17 protein-coding genes and 1 tRNA gene are annotated in these 18,037 nt (G+C 36.5%); 12 read left to right on the plus strand and 6 right to left on the minus strand.

Going from position 1 to position 18,037, the window contains the following annotated elements; genetic code table 11:
- The first annotated feature begins 207 nt into the window (after positions 1-207).
- Both mexB and F931_RS04220 read left to right on the plus strand, forming a co-directional pair.
- Positions 208-3,303 (plus strand): multidrug efflux RND transporter permease subunit, encoded by a 3,096-nt coding sequence (gene mexB, locus F931_RS04215; protein ID WP_016140199.1) that lies wholly within the window; start codon positions 208-210, stop codon positions 3,301-3,303.
- A gap of 70 nt (positions 3,304-3,373) precedes the next feature.
- Positions 3,374-3,949 carry a DUF4112 domain-containing protein gene (locus tag F931_RS04220; protein ID WP_016140200.1) on the plus strand — a complete coding sequence of 192 codons (576 nt, stop codon included), beginning with the start codon at positions 3,374-3,376 and terminating at the stop codon, positions 3,947-3,949.
- 48 nt (positions 3,950-3,997) lie between these two features.
- On the opposite strand, the gene htpX is transcribed toward F931_RS04220, so the two are convergent.
- Both htpX and F931_RS04230 read right to left on the minus strand, forming a co-directional pair.
- Positions 3,998-4,903, minus strand: a complete 906-nt coding sequence (gene htpX / locus F931_RS04225; protein WP_002118851.1) for a protease HtpX — start codon at positions 4,901-4,903, stop codon at positions 3,998-4,000.
- Between the two features lie 258 nt (positions 4,904-5,161).
- Complete coding sequence (locus F931_RS04230) at positions 5,162-6,022, minus strand: lytic transglycosylase domain-containing protein (RefSeq protein ID WP_025470247.1); 861 nt, start codon at positions 6,020-6,022, stop codon at positions 5,162-5,164.
- A 505-nt stretch (positions 6,023-6,527) separates the two neighbouring features.
- Here F931_RS04230 and ttcA point away from each other — a divergent pair.
- Positions 6,528-7,433: a tRNA 2-thiocytidine(32) synthetase TtcA gene (gene ttcA / locus F931_RS04235; protein WP_016140202.1), complete on the plus strand. Its 906-nt coding sequence runs from the start codon at positions 6,528-6,530 to the stop codon at positions 7,431-7,433.
- A 204-nt stretch (positions 7,434-7,637) separates the two neighbouring features.
- Positions 7,638-8,021, plus strand: coding sequence for an SCP2 sterol-binding domain-containing protein (locus tag F931_RS04240; RefSeq protein WP_016140203.1), 384 nt, complete (start codon positions 7,638-7,640; stop codon positions 8,019-8,021).
- 91 nt (positions 8,022-8,112) lie between these two features.
- Here F931_RS04240 and yfhD read toward each other — a convergent pair whose 3' ends face one another.
- Positions 8,113-9,225, minus strand: a complete 1,113-nt coding sequence (gene yfhD, locus F931_RS04245; protein ID WP_016140204.1) for an MltF family protein — start codon at positions 9,223-9,225, stop codon at positions 8,113-8,115.
- A 372-nt stretch (positions 9,226-9,597) separates the two neighbouring features.
- Here yfhD and greB point away from each other — a divergent pair, with 372 nt between their 5' ends.
- Together greB and F931_RS04255 are read left to right on the plus strand one after the other, a co-directional pair.
- Positions 9,598-10,092: a transcription elongation factor GreB gene (gene greB / locus F931_RS04250; protein WP_016140205.1), complete on the plus strand. Its 495-nt coding sequence runs from the start codon at positions 9,598-9,600 to the stop codon at positions 10,090-10,092.
- A gap of 89 nt (positions 10,093-10,181) precedes the next feature.
- A tRNA-Ser gene (locus tag F931_RS04255) sits at positions 10,182-10,271 on the plus strand.
- A 115-nt stretch (positions 10,272-10,386) separates the two neighbouring features.
- Here F931_RS04255 and F931_RS04260 read toward each other — a convergent pair.
- Positions 10,387-11,511, minus strand: a complete 1,125-nt coding sequence (locus tag F931_RS04260; RefSeq protein ID WP_228681254.1) for a class II histone deacetylase — start codon at positions 11,509-11,511, stop codon at positions 10,387-10,389.
- 249 nt (positions 11,512-11,760) lie between these two features.
- Here F931_RS04260 and F931_RS04265 point away from each other — a divergent pair, with 249 nt between their 5' ends.
- From F931_RS04265 to F931_RS04285, 6 genes are all read left to right on the plus strand, one after another.
- Complete coding sequence (locus tag F931_RS04265; RefSeq protein WP_016140207.1) at positions 11,761-12,675, plus strand: helix-turn-helix domain-containing protein; 915 nt, start codon at positions 11,761-11,763, stop codon at positions 12,673-12,675.
- Positions 12,676-13,413: 738 nt separating this feature from the next.
- Complete coding sequence (locus tag F931_RS04270; RefSeq protein ID WP_016140208.1) at positions 13,414-13,974, plus strand: TetR/AcrR family transcriptional regulator; 561 nt, start codon at positions 13,414-13,416, stop codon at positions 13,972-13,974.
- 251 nt (positions 13,975-14,225) lie between these two features.
- Positions 14,226-14,543 carry a hypothetical protein gene (locus F931_RS04275; protein ID WP_016140209.1) on the plus strand — a complete coding sequence of 106 codons (318 nt, stop codon included), beginning with the start codon at positions 14,226-14,228 and terminating at the stop codon, positions 14,541-14,543.
- Between the two features lie 356 nt (positions 14,544-14,899).
- Positions 14,900-15,127, plus strand: a complete 228-nt coding sequence (locus tag F931_RS04280) for a hypothetical protein (RefSeq protein WP_016140210.1) — start codon at positions 14,900-14,902, stop codon at positions 15,125-15,127.
- A 340-nt stretch (positions 15,128-15,467) separates the two neighbouring features.
- On the plus strand, positions 15,468-15,647 hold the full coding sequence (locus F931_RS0103625) for a hypothetical protein (RefSeq protein ID WP_025470249.1): 180 nt from the start codon (positions 15,468-15,470) through the stop codon (positions 15,645-15,647).
- Positions 15,648-15,701: 54 nt separating this feature from the next.
- Positions 15,702-16,475, plus strand: coding sequence for a YidX family protein (locus F931_RS04285; protein ID WP_016140211.1), 774 nt, complete (start codon positions 15,702-15,704; stop codon positions 16,473-16,475).
- Between the two features lie 103 nt (positions 16,476-16,578).
- Here F931_RS04285 and drgA read toward each other — a convergent pair whose 3' ends face one another.
- The gene (drgA, locus tag F931_RS04290; RefSeq protein WP_016140212.1) at positions 16,579-17,184 is read right to left on the minus strand and encodes a nitroreductase family protein; all 606 of its coding nucleotides are present in this window, start codon (positions 17,182-17,184) and stop codon (positions 16,579-16,581) included.
- A 32-nt stretch (positions 17,185-17,216) separates the two neighbouring features.
- A complete protein-coding gene (locus F931_RS04295) occupies positions 17,217-18,002 on the minus strand; it encodes an SDR family NAD(P)-dependent oxidoreductase (RefSeq protein ID WP_016140213.1) in 786 nt (261 codons plus the stop codon).
- Positions 18,003-18,037: the final 35 nt, after the last annotated feature.

Consider the following 18,037-nt stretch of genomic DNA (forward strand, 5'->3'; position numbering starts at 1 on the left):
GTGAACATGAAGAATTCATGAATTTTCAGTGACACTTGTTAAAACCTTCTTTGTGGGTTTGTAGGAAATACCGATTCTTGCTTTGTTTTTGTTCTAATTGCATTTATTGTGTTAATTCTACTTGTCTTTTTTATATCGCTCGTTGATGATCAAGAGGCCAAATTTGGCATTGCCACCTGTTAATTGACGACTTAATCCTGAGCAGCCATGCTATCTAAATTTTTTATTCAGCGCCCTATTTTTGCCAGTGTTCTAGCAATTATTGTTATGGCATTTGGTATTTTCTCGGTGCTGAATTTACCCGTAGAGCGCTATCCTGATATTGCCCCTCCTAAAATTACAGTATCGGCAAGTTATAGTGGGGCAGATGCACAAACGGTTGAGCAAAGTGTTACTCAGATTTTAGAGCAGCAAATACAAGGTATTGATCACTTACTTTATTTCAGCTCTACCAGTGATTCATCGGGACGTAGTCGAATTACCATTAGTTTTGAAAATGGAACCAATCCAGATACCGCACAGGTCCAAGTCCAAAATAGTATTAGTGGTGTCATAAGGCGTTTACCCGATGAAGTACAACGCCAAGGGGTGACGGTGAGTAAGTCACTCGGTGATACTTTTATGGTGATAGGTTTATATGACTCGTCTGGTAAATCGGGAAATATTGAGCTATCAGACTACTTAACTACACATGTGGTCGATAACCTAAACCGTATTGAAGGGGTGGGTGAATCTGATGTTTTTGGTTCGCAATATGCAATGCGAATCTGGCTAAATCCAGAGAAATTAAAACAATACAATTTAATGCCAAGTGATGTTGCCAGTGCAATCACCGCTCAAAATACACAAGTTGCCGCAGGTGCAATCGGTGATTTACCTGTTATTGATGGACAATATTTAAATACTAAAGTCACCGCAGGTTCTCGACTAAAAACAGTCGAAGATTTTAAAAATATTGTGGTGAAAGCCAATCAAACAGCGAGTTATGTCTATTTAAAGGATATTGCTAGAGTCGAGTTGGGTGCAGAAAATTATCAATCTTTTAACACCATTAATGGCTATCCAGCCGCTGGTTTAGGTATTTCGCTATCTTCGGGCGCAAATGCGATTCAGACTTCAAAACTCATCCATCAAACTCTAGATCAGCTTACAACTAAACTACCTGCCGGCTATAAAATTGTTTACCCACGAGATAATACGCCATTTGTTCAAGAGTCAATTAAGGAAGTCGTAAAGACGCTTATTGAAGCCATTATTTTAGTTATTTTGGTGATGTTCCTGTTCTTGCAAAGCTGGCGCGCTACACTCATTCCGAGTATTACCGTTCCTGTTGTTATTTTAGGAACTTTTGCTGTTTTATATGTGCTCGGTTTTAGTATTAACACTTTAACGTTATTTGCATTGGTACTCGCTATTGGATTGTTAGTCGATGATGCGATTGTGGTGGTCGAAAATGTTGAGCGGCTCATGCATGAACAGCATTTAACCCCAAAAGAAGCAGCCATTGAGTCGATGGGAGAAATTAGTGGAGCTTTAATTGGGATTACATTGGTTTTAACTGCCGTTTTTATTCCAATGTCGTTTTTAGGTGGCTCAATTGGCGTGATTTATCGCCAGTTTTCTATCACTTTAGTTGCTGCTATGGCGTTATCGCTGGTCGTTGCCTTAGTGCTTACACCTGCGTTATGCGCTTTAATTTTAAAGCCTAATCCAGAGCCTATGCGTTGGGCGGTTTGGTTTAACAAAAAAATTGATCAACTTAAAAATCAATATATAAAAATCGTCCAAACAAGCATTCGCTACAGTAAATCGGTTGTGGTCATTTTTGTGGCTTTGATTGCTGTGTTTATGCTGTTTTATAGCGGTTTAAAAAGTGGATTTATTCCTAAAGAAGATCAAGGCATTTTAAGCGTTCAAATTAAGCTTGTTGATAGTGCGCCAATCTCGCAAAGTCAAAAAATTGGAGAACAAGTCCGTCAATACTTCTTAACCCAAGAAGATAAGAATGTGGATTTGGTTTTGATTCGCTATGGTCGAAATTATTCTGGTACAGGGCAGAACTTGGCACAAGGATTTATCGCTTTAAAACCTTGGGATGTACGTACTGGTAAAGAAAATTCGGCTGACGCTATACAAAAGCGTGCGATGAAATATTTTAGTCAATTCAATAATGCACAAATTAATGTGACATTACCCGCTTCAGTTAATGGTTTAGGCCAAACCGATGGTCTGGATTTATGGATTCAAGATTTGAATGGGCAAGGGCAAGATTTTCTAGATAATACCTTCCGTCAGTTGCAAACGCAGAGTAAAAGCTATTCAAGTTTTGAAAACTTTGATAAGCAGTCTACTAACAGTAAAGCAAACCTTAATATTAAGATTGATCAGAAACAAGCATTAGCAAATGGATTAGAACTACCCGCAATTAATAGCACTTTGTCGAGTGCATGGGGTGGAACGTATGTAAATGACTTTATTGACCGTGGTCGTATCAAGCGTGTCATGATTCAAGGTGATGCCCAATTCAGATCAAAACCGGAAGATTTATATAATTGGTCTGTACGTAATAACCAAAATGAAATGGTACCTTTTAGCTCATTTGCTAACTTCAGTTGGGGCGGCGCTCCTGAAATTGTAAAACGTTATATGGGTTATAGTGCCTTGCAGTTACAAGCCGATGTGGCGAGTGGCAGCAGTTCGGGTCAGGCAATGAAAGATGTTGAACAACTCGTAAATCAGCAAAAAGACGTTGGCTTGGCATGGACAGGTTTATCTTTTGAAGAACAAAAGTCGACAAATCAGGCTGTCTGGTTATATTTAATTTCGGCAGGCTTTATCTTCTTATGCTTAGCCGCTCTCTATGAAAGCTTAAGCATTCCTGCCGCCGTGATGACCTCTATTCCGCTTGGTGTAGGGGGAAGCGTCATCTTCTCTTATATTTTTGGTCTACCCAATGATGTGTATTTCCAGATTGCACTATTAACCACGATTGGCTTGTCATGTAAGAACGCAATTTTAATTGTTGAGTTTGCAGCCTTAGCTCAAGAAAAAGGTAAGACCGCAATTCAAGCCGCTCTAGAAGGCGCAAGCTTACGTTTAAGACCGATTTTAATGACTTCTTTGGCCTTTGGTGCAGGTGTAATTCCTTTGGTCTTTGCACAAGGGGCAGGGGCTGTAAGCCGTCAAGAAATCGGTATTAGTATTTTAGGTGGCGTTATGTTCGGTACCTTACTGGTTCTGTTTTTTATTCCAGTCATGTACGTGTTATTGCGTTCATTGTTTAGATCGAAAGCTGCTCGTTAAGTAAATAATTTAAAAAGAGGTATTAAATCAAGTATATTAAGATTAACTTCTCTTCATATATTTGATTTAGATGCCTCAAGAAAAAAAATTAACAGAGCAACAGGTCATCGCACTAGAACGAGACCTGGCCAAGTTCGCGACCATGATGGACAGCGCGGTTCGTATTCCTTTTACAAAGCAGGGCATTGGTGCCGATGCTGCACTGAGCACGATTCCAATTGCCGGTGATGTTGCTGGTTTCGTATTGACCTGTTATGCGATTTATAAAGCTAAACAAATTGGTGTACCTCAACATAAGCTAACGCCAGTTATCAAACTCGCTGTTGTAGATGCTGTAGTGGGTTTTGTTCCAGTTGCTGGGACTATTTTCGATATTTTTATACGACCGAGTCGAAAAGCATTAGATGTGGTTCATACGCATATACGCGAAGAATATAAGATTCAAAGTGATATTCATATCGTTCATCCATACTTACATGAAAAACTCGAAAAAAAGCAGCAGAATTCAGCTTTCTGGCGTAATCCAGTGGTGAGTTGGTTATGGCTGCATATTCCAGATTTGCTTGGTGCGTTTGTACTGCTTTTAATTGGTATAGCTGTTTGGTGGGGCGCAAGTTACCTGTGGGGTCTCTATCAAACCATGTAATAAAAAATAAAGCCTCCAGTTGGAGGCTTTATTTTTACATTAAACGTTTTATGGGCAATCTAATTGATGTAAAGCTGCCACACGTTGTTCAATTGTTGGGTGGGTTTGGAACAAAGCAGCTAAGCTGAAACCTTGTTCTTTACCTTCCGCAATTGCGAAAGCTTTCATTTCTTTTGGCATTTGATCTGGCATTTCAGTCTCAGCTTGTAGACGTAATAATGCAGAAATCATTGCTTGTTTACCTGCTAAACGTGCACCTGCTTCATCAGCACGGTATTCACGATAACGAGAGAACCACATCACAATGGCAGATGCGAGAATACCAAAGACGATATCCAATACCATGGTAATAATGAAGTAACCCATACCAGGGGCTTCATCATCTTGACGACCAAAAACGTTACGGTCGATAAAGTCACCAACTACACGAGCAAAGAACATAACAAAGGCGTTCACGACACCTTGGATGAGTGCGAGGGTAACCATGTCACCATTCGCAACGTGACCAATCTCGTGCGCAAGCACAGCACGTAGCTCATCTTTGTTCATACGCTCAAGTAGACCAGATGAAACGGCAACTAAGGCATCATTTTTGTTCCAGCCTGTTGCAAAGGCATTGGATTGATATGATGGAAAAATACCAACCTCTGGCATGTTAATACCAGCGCGTTGAGAAAGTTCAGCGACTGTTTGCAATAACCAGCTTTCAGCTTGGTTACGAGGAGCATTCGGGTCGATCAGTTCTGTACCGGTCGTTTTCTTAGCCATCCATTTTGACATGAATAGCGAGATTAAAGATCCCACCATACCAAACACAAAACAGATCACTAGAAGGTTGCCTAGATTCAAGCCACCCGCGCCATGGTAACTACCGACACCGAAGAGTGACAAAATAATGCCAGCTACAACCAGTACCGCGAGGTTGGTAAGCAAAAACAAACCAATCCGCATCATTGAGAAAATCCTCTTATAAATAAAATGTTATCTGATTTACAAATTCTAAATCATGCAGCTAATATGCGGGGCTTAGGGGAAAAATTCAAGAAAAAAATAAGGAATTGATACATTCTTTCATTTAGCAGAATGTGCCTAAATTTAAAGAATAATTGGCTAAGTTCGTCAAAATGGTAAAGATCAGGTAATAGATCATTACAATTTAAAGCATCTGAACTTAACTATATAGAACCGTGAGCCACAGTTCTTCTTCATTGTTTATTCAATTCTTATATGGGCAATTGCGGTGGCATTATTGGTGACATAAGTGCCTGTCGGTGCATCTGTATAGCTACCGTCAGATAAGGTCACGATTTGACGAGAAGATGAATATTTCGGTGATTGAGTCGTGATTTGAGCTGTTGTGTTTTCTACCAAATTGGAAGAATGAGAAACGGTTTGTGCTGAAGTATTCGTAAAAGATGAAAAACCTGAACCCGATGCATATAGGTTTTGATATCGACTTGTCACACGGCGCACATAATCTTGTGTTTCGCGGAAAGGGGGAATACCACCATATTTATCGACATTACCTTCACCTGCATTGTAAGCCGCAAGTGCCATTTGTGTATTTCCATTAAAACGCTTGAGTAACCAGCTTAAATATTTCGCACCGGCAAAAATATTTTGTTGCGGGTCATACGCGTTAGATACGTTAAAACGACGGGCCGTCGCAGGCATAAGCTGCATTAAACCTTGAGCACCTACTGGCGAACGAGCTTTTACATTAAATCCAGACTCGGTGTGCATAACGGCTTTAATTAAACCTTCCGATACACCATGTTGCTGTGCAGCTTGTCTAATAATATGGTCGAAAGCATTTTTATTCTTGTTGTAACTTGGCAGAACAGAAGCTTCTGACGTTCCCCAGTTTGTATAACTGTGAATATTACTATCTGGATAATAGGTTACTTTTACTTTTTTTAGAGAGTGATCATAGCTTTTTCGGTTGGTGAGCAATGTACTACCGTTTTTATCTTGGTAAATATACATTTGACCTGCTGAACTTGATGTTATGCCGACCATAAAAGTGGTCATCCCCAGCGAACAAGAAATAAGAAATTGAACCGATTTTTTCATTTTATGTTATTCACAATTTTAAGGTACTCAAAACTTGCAAAAGAGTTTATCAAAAAATACAACTTAAAGAAGATTTGTGTAATTTTTTTTATTTCGACTCTTTCAAAAAATCAAGCTTATTTGTTCGAATGCTCATCAAAAAAAATTAAAAAATTTTTTTAAAATGATTCTATTGACTTGAATAACATGTTGATTATTAAAGGTAAAAAACATTGGTTAAAAAATGATCAATTTAAATAAAACCCTTAACAGAAGGTCAAAACAGTTTGTCAAGTACGAAGAAATCCACAATTTTATCCACAGGTTTTGTGGAAAACTGTGGAAAAGTCCAAAAAGTAAGCATTTTGCACAAAATTTGAACGCTTGAGTCAAAAATAAAGCATGTGTTTTGCATCATGCATGAGCAATGTGACGACTTCAAGAATTGAAACTATTCTTTTGATGCGATTCTCTTCTGAATCATATAAAATTGCGCGGTATTTTTATTTATGGGTATACCTCGTCTATGTACGCGCCAGTTGAGTCCAATCAGGGATTTAATTTTAAGCCTGAACTTCCAACAAGCTCGGCCTATTACCGTTTGCTCAAGAAGCTTCGCCGTCAAGTTGGGCATGCTATTCGTGACTTCAATATGATTGAAGATGGCGATAAGGTCATGGTGTGTGTGTCTGGTGGTAAAGACAGTTATACCTTGCTCGATATTTTGTTGCAGTTTAAGCGTATCGCACCGATTGATTTTGATGTGGTTGCGGTTAACCTTGACCAAAAACAACCAGGCTTTCCTGAAGATGTTTTGCCTCGTTATATGGAAGAGAACAACATTCCATATTACATTTTAGAAAAAGACACCTATACCATTACTAAACGTTTAACACCGGAAGGTAAAACCTACTGCGCAGTATGTTCACGTTTACGCCGTGGTTCTTTATATGGCTTTGCACAAGAGATTGGTGCAACTAAAGTGGCTTTAGGTCATCACCGTGACGATATCATCGCGACGTTCTTCTTAAACCTATTTCATGGCGGTAGCTTAAAGGCGATGCCTCCAAAGCTTTTATCGTCAGATAAAAAGAACATTTTGATTCGTCCTTTGGCATATGTTGAAGAAAAAGACATTATTAAATATGCCGAGTTGCGTCAGTTCCCAATCATTCCATGTAACCTTTGTGGTTCGCAGGAAAACCTACAACGTGCCATGCTTAATGAAATGCTACGTGAATGGGATAAACAATATCCAAAGCGCTTACACAGCATTTTCGGTGCGTTACAGAACGTATCTCCATCTCAGTTAGCGGACCGCGAGCTGTTCGATTTTGAAGCTCTAGACTCTCAGCGTGAGTTGGATATTAAAGATCCAGAAGAGCTTAAGAAACGTTTAGATGTAGTGAACTTAAGCTTTGCTGCTGAATAAACGCTAGCATAAAGAATGTTAAAGGCACTTTATAATCAAGTGCCTTTAATGTATCAAAATACTAAAAAATGAATGTTCCGTACAAAAAGTCATAGCCCAAAATTTAAATTACATGCTATAACAACCCACAAGCAGAATTGCTTCACATGATGTTGTCTGGATAGGCAACTAGAGAAATTGAACAAATAAATTTGAGGAAGAATCATGCCTGCATTTTTAACTGAAGATTGGTTTGCGACTGTCGAAAAATTAACTGCTGAAGCAGGTGATCTTAATTTGCCACCCGCTCTTGCGAATTTGGCAATTAATTTAGTAGTTACAGATGCTGCTGGAAATACCGAATTAGCTTTAGATGGGGGTAAAATCCAAAAAGGTTTGTCTTCAAATGCCAAAACAACTTTAAATATGGATGCTGAAACTTTACGTAAAGTATTCTTAGAGTTTGATATGGCTGCTGCTATGCAGGCATTCATGACTGGTAAAATTAAAGTTCAAGGCGATATGTCTCAATTGATGGCTCTACAAACAGCTAAGCCAAGCCAAGAACAAAAAGATTTGTTTAAGAAAGTATTAGAGCATACTGCTTAAACTTAAAAGAATTCATATAAAAAGCTTACCCAAAGAGGTAAGCTTTTTATTTATACAAACAATGAATTTATCAACTTTTAAATAATAAAAATTAGATATTGATTCGTGTTTGCGCCGTTTTAATATGTTCAAGATAAGCACGAATACGAGTGACATATTGAACCGCTTGCTTATATCGACCATTTCGCATTTTATTACTTTGCAAATAATCGTAAAGATTAACCCACTGATTTGGGTCTTTCCCTTGTGCTTGCAAGCGTTTCTGAATCTGACTTACCGCACCCGGTCCCATGTTATAGGCCACAAGCGCGTACCAGTTCCGATCAGGGAAGGGAATATTATCAAATTCACTTAACATTAAATCGTAATACTTCGCTCCACCTTGAATGCTCTGAGTTGGATCACTACGATTGCTCACACCCATTGCTCGAGCAGTGCTATTGGTCAGCATCATTAAGCCACGTACACCTGTGGGAGAAACAGATTCAGGCTTTAAATACGATTCTTGATAACCAATTGCGGCAAGTAAATGCCAATCTAGATCATACTTCGCTGCACTTTGCTTAAAGCTCGCTTTATAAATCGGTAAACGTGTGCTTAAGTCACGTTGAATGGTTGACCATGCTTCTGGTTTCACCACATTGCGATTATAAAAAGAAGCTAGCTGCTGGGTTACACCATTTTGCTTACTCTGGCATACAAAGCCACTGGCAGTCTGGGTGAGTGGGTCATCAGCCTGTTTAAATACCCAACTTAACTCTGGGTTTAAGCCATTTTTTTGCAAATTTGCTATATCACCACAACTTGCAGAAAACGACATCAAACCTTTGTTTTCGATTGTGCTTAAACCTGCTGTAGTCATTGCAAAGTTTGCTTTACCTTGCTGGACCCATCTAAGTGCAGTGGCATTGTCTGCCACGATTTTAAAGTCCAGCTTTACATTTAGGTTCTGTGCATAGTTACGCGCTAGGTCATAACCAAAACCATGTAAAAACTGATCTTCTTTAAAAACGGTTGTCGGGCTTTCTACCGCAACAACAGTTAGAGTGTTTGTGTTAACTACAGTATTGTACTGTAGGGTTTTACCTGCATTAAGACTATGAAATGGGAGAAGCATAGTACTGAGTGCAAGCGCTTTTAACGGGAGAGAAGAAAATAAAGAGTTAAGGCAAAGCCTCGACCCAGAACTTGAATTACTGTGCATGTTGTCTCCGCTACAGATAATTTATGCCCTAAAAGTCAGACAATAAGCTGCCATAACTTCTAAAAGTTGATAAATTCAATAAGGGGTGGGCAGTCATGACGTCATTCAAAATGACATGAAATGAAAAATATAAACTGTGTAGAAAATCTACATAGTTTTCGAGTGGGTTAAAAAATGCTCAACATTTAATCTGCGCGCATCATAATATTGAAAAAAAGTAATGTCAAATTTTGTACAATTAAATCTTCGATATAACATCATAAACACATGAATTTCTTAAGGAAGAAAATTTATACACTTCTGATGTGAGAAAATAGGGTATAAAATGCTACATCTTGTAAGCGATATGTTGTTGAACAGTGGTTTTTAATCATGAAATCTAACTTAATCACTCGGTCAGGGCATGACAAATTAGTTGCTGAATTAAAACAACTTTGGCATGAAGAACGGCCTGAAATCACCAAAAAAGTAAACTGGGCTGCAAGCTTGGGTGACCGCAGTGAAAATGCGGATTATCAATACAATAAGCAGCTCCTTAGAAAAATTGATCGACGTGTACGCTATTTAGGAAAACGCTTAGAAGAATTAAAAATTGTTGATTACTCACCAGAGCAAGACGGCAAGGTTTACTTTGGCGCTTGGGTACAGATTGAAAATGAAGAAGGCGAGCAAAAAACTTTACGTATTGTAGGAATCGATGAAATTTATGATCATCATGCACAACATATCTCAATTGAATCGCCAATGGCGCGCGCATTACTCGGTAAAGAAGTCGATGATGAGATCGAAGTGCACACGCCATCTGGGAAAAAGTTGTGGTATATCAATACAATTCGCTATGAAAAGACAGAAAACCCAGAAAATTAAACAGATTTGTGTTTATTTTGAGCGGTTGAATTAAAAATTAAATAAAAGATTTGCCAACTTGTGTTTTTGTTTATATTATAGCGCTCGTTGGAAGCGTGGCAGAGCGGTTTAATGCACCGGTCTTGAAAACCGACGAGGGTGTGAGTCCTCCGTGAGTTCGAATCTCACCGCTTCCGCCAAAATTCTTAAAAAGCCCTTGTTAATGACAAGGGCTTTTTTTTATCTATATTCTCTAGCACATAATAAATATAAATTATGACTTTTATATTTAATAAGTTGAAAATATATAAGAAATTATCTATTGATATCCGCTATTAAATTAGCACATTCATCTACTACTTTTTTCTCATGTGGTAATAATTCGTTACCACCCATTTCCCCAACCATGTCCATTAAAGGATCGTCGAGAGTATGCATTCCTGTTAAAGCTTCAATGACTGCAAGGCCGCAGAAAGGAAGGTAGTGTGGGCTATAGCCGCCTTCTTGCACGAATAAACACTTGCCACCATTGATTTCATTCGAAACTTCTAAGATTAAAGAAGCCATTTTTTTAAAACCTTCACTTGAAACCATCATTCGTGAAAGTGGATCTAAAATGCTTGCATCAAAGCCGCTGCCTACAATAATTAGTTCTGGTTCATATTTTTTTAAGGCAGGTACAATTACCTTTTCGAATGCATAGATATAAGCACCATTTCCACTGCCTGGAGGTAGGGGGATATTTAGGTTATAACCAAAACCATTGCCTGCCCCGCGCTCATTAATAAATCCAGAATTAGTTGGGAAACACTTATTTTGATGAATTGAAATAGTTAAAACAGAAGAATCTTCCCACCAAATATCTTGAGTGCCATTACCGTGGTGTACATCCCAATCAACTATAGCAACACGTTTTAATCCCAAAATATCTTTAGCATAGGCTGCGGCTATCGAAGTATTGTTAAAGATACAAAAACCCATAGAGTCTTTTTTTGTTGCGTGATGACCAGGAGGGCTCACTAGAGCATAACCTGTATGAAGTTCGCCACTAATTACTTTCTTAGTTAACTCTATTGCGCCACCAGCAGAAAGATACGCAATTTCAATCCCTCCATTTCCTAAATGAGTAATTCTATCGCCTATGTCTCCACCACATTCTTTGTTACTTACATTCTTTGCGTTATCTAGTAGTTGTTTATCATGTACACGCAAAATATCTGCATCTGTTGCAGGATGAGGTTTAATAGGTGTAAGGAAATCAATTTGACCCGATGTCATTACCAATTCATTAAACCGTCTTTTAGTATCCGGATGATTCATGTGGTGGGTTATGGGTTGAATCCTTTTAGATAAATTTGCAGCAAATACTCCACCCGTACCTGTGTCTACCCAGCTATATAGCGTATCCCATACATATCCTACTTTTTTCATTTCTTGCATTTCCTTATCTCCATGAAATTTATGCTGAGATTAAAAATTAGCAGGATTAAGAATAAAAAAAATCCGTAGTATTACGGATTTTTCTATTTCATTGTTGAAAAAATAAGCTATTCTGGAAGTTGTTAGGGACATTTTTGCGTTATAGCATGAAGCTATATTAAGGACGCATTAATTAATTTTTAAAGGAATAAATAAATTATTATCTAATAAATTATTAGGAATAGTTTAAATTGTTGAGTCTAGAATGTTATGAATATTCACTCACTGATTAAGACAATGCATAATTTCTTTTATTTTGATGCAATGCAAATATTATGGTATTGTCCAAATAATAATAAACATTATGAAATTTTTAATTTTGGTTATAATCAAGAATGTTCAGACTCTTTAGCTAATGAGTTTACATTATTATATCCTCCAGGTTTTACAAAGCTAGTCTCTAATGATTCACTTCCTGTGTCAATTTGTGAGACTGCTGAATTAATGAGTCCTTCTTTTATAGAAACTGAAATATATATTAATAATTTATATAAGTCGGGGTTTGAGGATGGACTTACACTAGAGCTTGATAGCTCTAATGATTATGTTGGTATTGTTCATTTTTCATCAAAAAATAAAAATACTTTCAATAGGAATATTAGAGTTTTGATAAATGGCTTTAAAGATATATTTGAGGCATGGATAAGTTCACAAGTAAATTCAAGTAAAATTGAAAATGGAAATATAATTTTTCTTAAAAACTCTAATTTTGAGTTAATTCAAGGAAGTTATGAAATAGCTAATAGTTTTATTTGTAGTAATTTTGATTTAATTAAAAAGCCAGTAGATGTTAAATTTTTATCAATAGTTTTAAATAATATTTACGAAGTTAGAACTGTTTTTTTGCCTAATGAGTCAAAAATAATATATTTATTGCCATTTAATAATAAGTTTCATTTGTCTCGCAAAGAATTAATTGTATTAAGTTGGATGGTGATAGGCTTAACGGATAAAGAAATATCTGAAATAATGAATATAGGTGTTAGAACAGTAAATACGCATGTTAATAATATCTTTAGAAAGTTAAATGTGAAAAATAGAGTGGAAGCAGCAGTATTTTCCGCACTAAATTGTCTGAATGTTGTTGATGATAAAATTTTATTGTCTTATAGGAATAAAAAATAATTTTTATTTATTACTAAGATGTTGCCACTTTATATTTATTTTTTTAAAGATAGTATGCCGAAAATTTATCGCTGAAGATATTTCTCCTAAAAATATTCTTCACTAAGCTGTTTTTTACACCTTTATAAACCCCAATTTAACAATAACTCTTTCATTATTTATCTTTACTTTTTAATGATCTAATTTAAAACAAATGTCATTTTGTGTGCTTGACTGCAAAAGGGTTGGGCACTATTCTTTGCCTGCTGGCCTACATTGCCAGTCGGTCGTCGCAGACCGCATAATAACTCCCGCATCAGAGTCATTCCTTCTGAGGAATAGTCTTGTGTGGTAGCTACTCGTCCCTTTCCCGTAGCGGTAGGACGGGAGAGGGACACCTTCGGGTGTGCTAGTTTGAGTTATTACTAGTCTGCGAACCCTTTCTCGTTCTGCCACCATAATTCTATAAATGTCTGGCAGAACTCCCAAAATAAAAAGGAGTTGGCTTTGCACATCCATTATTTCTTGGCAGCCTTTGCCAAAGTCTATATTGACACAACTTAAACTTTTAAAGCGGTTTGAACACCTAAGGGTTTTCAGGCTTTAAATCGTCACGACTAAAACTTAGCAACAATAAAACTTGAGATGTGCCAAGCACAGTCTTTATAGGCTTTGCTATGCCTTTTTTCTCCCCAAAAAAGCAAAGGTTTTTATATCTCTTTTATATACAACAAAAATTTATTTTATAACGGTAAAACTATGCCATATGTAGATCTCCCATTTCGTGCTTTAAGCGTGCTTCATACTTCCCGATATCTTTTTAATAAATATGGCTTCCATAAGGTCGGGGTAGATCGAATTATCGAATCAGCAAAAGTGCCGAAAGCGACTTTTTATAATTACTTTCACTCAAAAGCACGACTCATTGAAATGAGTTTAACCTTTCAAAAAGATGGCCTTAAACAAGAAGTGCTTTCAATTATCTATTCATATCGTGAACTTATGGTGTTTGATAAACTCAAAAAAATTTACTTTCTGCATGCCAATTTAGAAGGTCTTTATCATTTGCCATTTAAGGCAATTTTTGAAATTGAAAAGCTTTATCCTGCAGCCTATAAAGTCGTAATTGACTATCGAAATTGGTTTATTAATGAAATTTATAAATTGCTTTTAACGGTAAAACTTACGGCTACACTTGAAGATGCTCACATGTTTTTGTTTGTGATTGATGGGGCTATGGTTCAGCTTTTAAGTGAAAATAAAGTCGATGATCGAGAGCGGTTGTTAGATTATTTTTTAAAGCAGACTATGTCGATGTAGAGAATATATTTCTAGATTGGTTTTTTTAAAGCTCATCGAAAGATGGGCTTTTTTATTCTAAAACTGACCGTAATTATTGATTGGCCGCTTATAACGGCAACTGCTCAATAAGGACAATAGGTAATTACTTAAAGTGACAAAGATTCATAAAAAAGGGGAACAAAACTAAAATTTTTAATCATTCTTAAAAGTTATATATTAAAAAACTTAAATTTATGTATTGATTTTTTGATTTTTTTGGGAACTTATTTATGAATAAAAAGCACATTATTTTGTCTGCAATCATTGGTTTACTAGTGGGTGGTTTAGTAGGTGCATTTGGTTATGCAAAAACTGCTGCAAAATATGATGCGATCTCTACCGCTTGTGTAATGGTCAACCAAGCTGTAGAAAGTAAGCTTTTAGCTCCAGAACAAGTTAAAGAATACGGTGAGTTAACAGGAACTGCTTTAAAGAAAAATTATCCTGCTGTAGCGGCTAAATTTACCTTTTCACAAGAAGCGTTAAATAAAGCATCTGCTGCTTCTAGCTGTAGCCAGTTCTTAGTAGGTTTCAATAGCGCAAAATAAGTTAAATTTTGTGAAAGAGCTGCACTTATTGCATTAAATCAAGCCCGTCCAATAATCACTATTGACGGGCTTTTTATGTTTTTATTTTAATTCGGGGTATTTATGAAATTTCTTCCTTTAATTTTTATATTTTGCGTTTTTTCAACGAGTTGTACCACATTGAAATCACAACAAAATCATGAGACAAATGAATGTCTACGTTTTAGAAGCATGATGGTAGATTTGTTAGAACCCGCAGCACTTTATGCATTACAAGAAGCATGTATTAACTCTAAAGCTAGAAATCACTAATTCTCTATTAAGTGCTTTATTAGAAATTAAAAAATAACTCTATACACTTATATCGAGAACTTGTAATGAAAATGAAATTTATTGCGTATGACCCCAATACTGGTCAAAAAATTAAATTAATCGAGTATCGGTTTAACGAGAGAGGGAAAGCGACTAAATACTATTTTAGTGATGAGCACGGTAATTTTGTTTATAACCCACTCGATAAACAATTATTTGAGCGTGATTGTTATGCTTCAGTAATGAAAGTCATTATTGCCAAAAGAGATTATTACCTGATAGGTGAATGTTAAAAATAGTTTTTGACTTACAACCAATGATAGAAAACTCTACAGTCTTATAAATTGTATTTCAATCAAGATTAATGTAGGTTGATATTGCTAGGCATCCAAATGCTTAGAATTTCAGGTTTTGTGAATTTCACAAAGTTCATTTCTAAATAGGAAATGAGCTTTTTTTATTTTTATGCTTTTAACATAGTGCATTGTATTTACTATATTTTAATTAAGTTGTGGTTATGTATAGAAAGCTTTAATACTTGATTTGAAATGACAGAATTTAAACAATGACTAATGATCTTATGCGCTCCAATAGTTATAGTACAAACGAAATATTGTGAAGTGTAATACAAGTATGAAATATCTACCTTTTCTACTCATTTGTGGTCTTTTTACTGGTTGCGCAATGACTGGTAAAAACTCACCGCAAGAGACCAGTGAATGCATGAATTATAGAAGCATGATGACTGCCCCAATGGTGCCATCAGCTTTAGATGAGCTTAAAGAAAAATGTATTAAATCGAAAGCTCGTTAAATTGAGTTTGCTTAGGCGAGTTAAGAATATTAGCTATTACGCAATGTCCTCATAATGGCTAATTTTCAGCGGCTTTTACTTACATTCTTAGATAGGGTAGACTTTTTGGCCTTTTCTTTGTACTCAAGTGATAAGAGCGTGTCTATTTCAAATTGCTTAAAACTAATTTTTCTCATTACTACAATTCATCTTACCGCTTGTGCATCGTTATCATTGGAGTCTAAATATCCAAGCTACGAGCAGAAATTTACTAGTAAGGTATTACAAGAAGACAATATTATTGGAGTAGGCGAGACAAAATCTAAAAACCAACAATCGTCTGGTGCTCTACTTATCGGTGAGAAATTTAATTATCTACTTACCGAAGGTGGAACTGACTTATTAAAAATTATGCAAAAGTTACCTAACCAAGATCGTGTTCTACTTAATAAATTACCGCTTGAATTAGACGTTTATAATGACAATGTCTTTTATGGGCACATCTATTTTTATCATCCCGTACCAGTTAATCAGCTGAGTAATACAAAGAAGCAGGAGTTGCTTAAATTGGGTTTTCTGGAAGAATCTTTGCAGGTGAAGAATCAAGAGAAAGGAATATATTTAAGTAGAAATATTGCGATAAAAGGTACTGTTTATGAGGGTACAAAACAGACGAGTCAGTTATCGTTAGCGGGTTCTATCCCAATTGTACTTCAAGAACAGCGCTTAACTATGCAAGAAAATAAAAATAATACTTTAAAGAAAAATCTACTGTCTCCACTAGCACTAGGCTTGGATATTATTACTTTACCTATTCAGTTCGGTGCAGAGAAACTTTCTAAAAAATAGTTTAGAAGCATATTTATAAACGGTTTTAAATTGGTTAATAGCAAAGCTTTCAACTATTTATATTAAAAGTTAAAAATAGTTGAAAGCCTAAAACTTTAATAACTTAGAATGTGTTTTTAGTAATTACATCATCGTAAGGAAGTTTGCCCACACGTGGGTAAGGCTGAGAAGCCGACTTACCAACTGCAATCATTAAACACACCACGTGATCTTCAGGTAAGTTAATCAGTTTCGCCATCGCATCAAAGTCAAAACCATCCATAGGGCAGCTATCTAAACCATGCTCTTGAGCAAGCAGCATTAATGTTTGAGCAAAGATACCCGCACTACGCATAACTTCATCACGTTGGGTTTGTGGACGGTCACGGTAATATTGGTCAATCGCGCCAACCATAATATTTTGTACTTCCGGAGTCGCTCCATCCCATACACGTTTAGCATCAGCTTCCCATGTACTTACTTTTGCGCATAGTACAATCAGTAATGATGACTCTGTAACTTGTGGTTGGTCCCAAGCAATGGTACGGATGTTTTGTCTTAACTCAGCATCTTCAATGATGACTGGACGCCAGTGTTGTAAGTTGAAAGCGCTTGGGGCATTTGCTAAAACTTCTTGTAATAATTGCTTCTTGTCATCGTCAGAGATTTGAAAAGCAGGGTCAAAGCGTTTAACTGCGCGACGGTTACGGATGGCATCAATAACATTCATAAGATTTTCCTACTTAATAGGGGGTAGCGATACTAGTTAATTTTATAACGTTGAGCTACATCAGCCGAAGAAAAGTTTGGTAGTAATGTAATACGTAATTTTTCAAAATTATTCCATTGATTTTCGTCTTTCAGCACAGGAATTGTAATTATTTCTTTACGGTCAAAACCAATCAGAGCTGCATCTACCAAATCATTTACCTCCATTAATGGCGGTATTTGGCTTAAATCTATGCCTGAACGTTCCCAAATTTCGGTTTTAGTGGCAGAAGGCAATACGGCTTGCACATGCACGCCATGATCTTTTAATTCTAAATGTAAACCTTGGCTAAAATATTGGATGAAAGATTTACTTGCACCGTAAATGGTAGAACCAAATTCAGGCGCTAATCCAAGCACAGAACCTAAATTGATAATAGCGCCTTTACCTTTACGTATAAGTTGCTGGGAAATTGCATGAGATAACCGAACAACTGCAGTCATATTTAAAGTCAGAAGTTTTTCAATCTCATGACGATCTTGAGTTAAAAAGTTTCCGCTAAGGGCAATCCCTGCATTGTTGACTAAAATTTCAATATCAGCCTCGTTTTTGAGTACATCTTCAATTTTACTAATGTCTTGATCTTTTGATAAATCGGCTTGAATGAACTCGACCTGTACACCGTATTTTTCTTGAAGATCTTTTGAGATCTTATCTAAGCGGTTTGTGTCTCGTGCAACCAAGATTAAGTGATAGCCACGTTGAGCAAATCGATCTGCATAAACAGAACCAATTCCTGACGAAGCCCCTGTAATAAGTACTTTTGATTGAGCTGACATGTGATATCTCCACGCTTTAATTTTTAGATGATGGT

The sequence above is a fragment of the Acinetobacter pittii ANC 4050 genome (assembly GCF_000399685.1).
GTDB lineage: Bacteria > Pseudomonadota > Gammaproteobacteria > Pseudomonadales > Moraxellaceae > Acinetobacter > Acinetobacter pittii_E.

Coding starts and splice junctions, on each gene's coding strand:
- mexB (WP_016140199.1), top strand. CDS start 208: ATGCTATCTAAATTTTTTATTCAGCGCCCTATTTTTGCCAGTGTTCTA.
- F931_RS04220 (WP_016140200.1), top strand. CDS start 3,374: ATGCCTCAAGAAAAAAAATTAACAGAGCAACAGGTCATCGCACTAGAA.
- htpX (WP_002118851.1), bottom strand. CDS start 4,903: ATGATGCGGATTGGTTTGTTTTTGCTTACCAACCTCGCGGTACTGGTT.
- F931_RS04230 (WP_025470247.1), bottom strand. CDS start 6,022: ATGAAAAAATCGGTTCAATTTCTTATTTCTTGTTCGCTGGGGATGACC.
- ttcA (WP_016140202.1), top strand. CDS start 6,528: ATGTACGCGCCAGTTGAGTCCAATCAGGGATTTAATTTTAAGCCTGAA.
- F931_RS04240 (WP_016140203.1), top strand. CDS start 7,638: ATGCCTGCATTTTTAACTGAAGATTGGTTTGCGACTGTCGAAAAATTA.
- yfhD (WP_016140204.1), bottom strand. CDS start 9,225: ATGCACAGTAATTCAAGTTCTGGGTCGAGGCTTTGCCTTAACTCTTTA.
- greB (WP_016140205.1), top strand. CDS start 9,598: ATGAAATCTAACTTAATCACTCGGTCAGGGCATGACAAATTAGTTGCT.
- F931_RS04260 (WP_228681254.1), bottom strand. CDS start 11,511: ATGCAAGAAATGAAAAAAGTAGGATATGTATGGGATACGCTATATAGC.
- F931_RS04265 (WP_016140207.1), top strand. CDS start 11,761: ATGAATATTCACTCACTGATTAAGACAATGCATAATTTCTTTTATTTT.
- F931_RS04270 (WP_016140208.1), top strand. CDS start 13,414: ATGCCATATGTAGATCTCCCATTTCGTGCTTTAAGCGTGCTTCATACT.
- F931_RS04275 (WP_016140209.1), top strand. CDS start 14,226: ATGAATAAAAAGCACATTATTTTGTCTGCAATCATTGGTTTACTAGTG.
- F931_RS04280 (WP_016140210.1), top strand. CDS start 14,900: ATGAAAATGAAATTTATTGCGTATGACCCCAATACTGGTCAAAAAATT.
- F931_RS0103625 (WP_025470249.1), top strand. CDS start 15,468: ATGAAATATCTACCTTTTCTACTCATTTGTGGTCTTTTTACTGGTTGC.
- F931_RS04285 (WP_016140211.1), top strand. CDS start 15,702: ATGGCTAATTTTCAGCGGCTTTTACTTACATTCTTAGATAGGGTAGAC.
- drgA (WP_016140212.1), bottom strand. CDS start 17,184: ATGAATGTTATTGATGCCATCCGTAACCGTCGCGCAGTTAAACGCTTT.
- F931_RS04295 (WP_016140213.1), bottom strand. CDS start 18,002: ATGTCAGCTCAATCAAAAGTACTTATTACAGGGGCTTCGTCAGGAATT.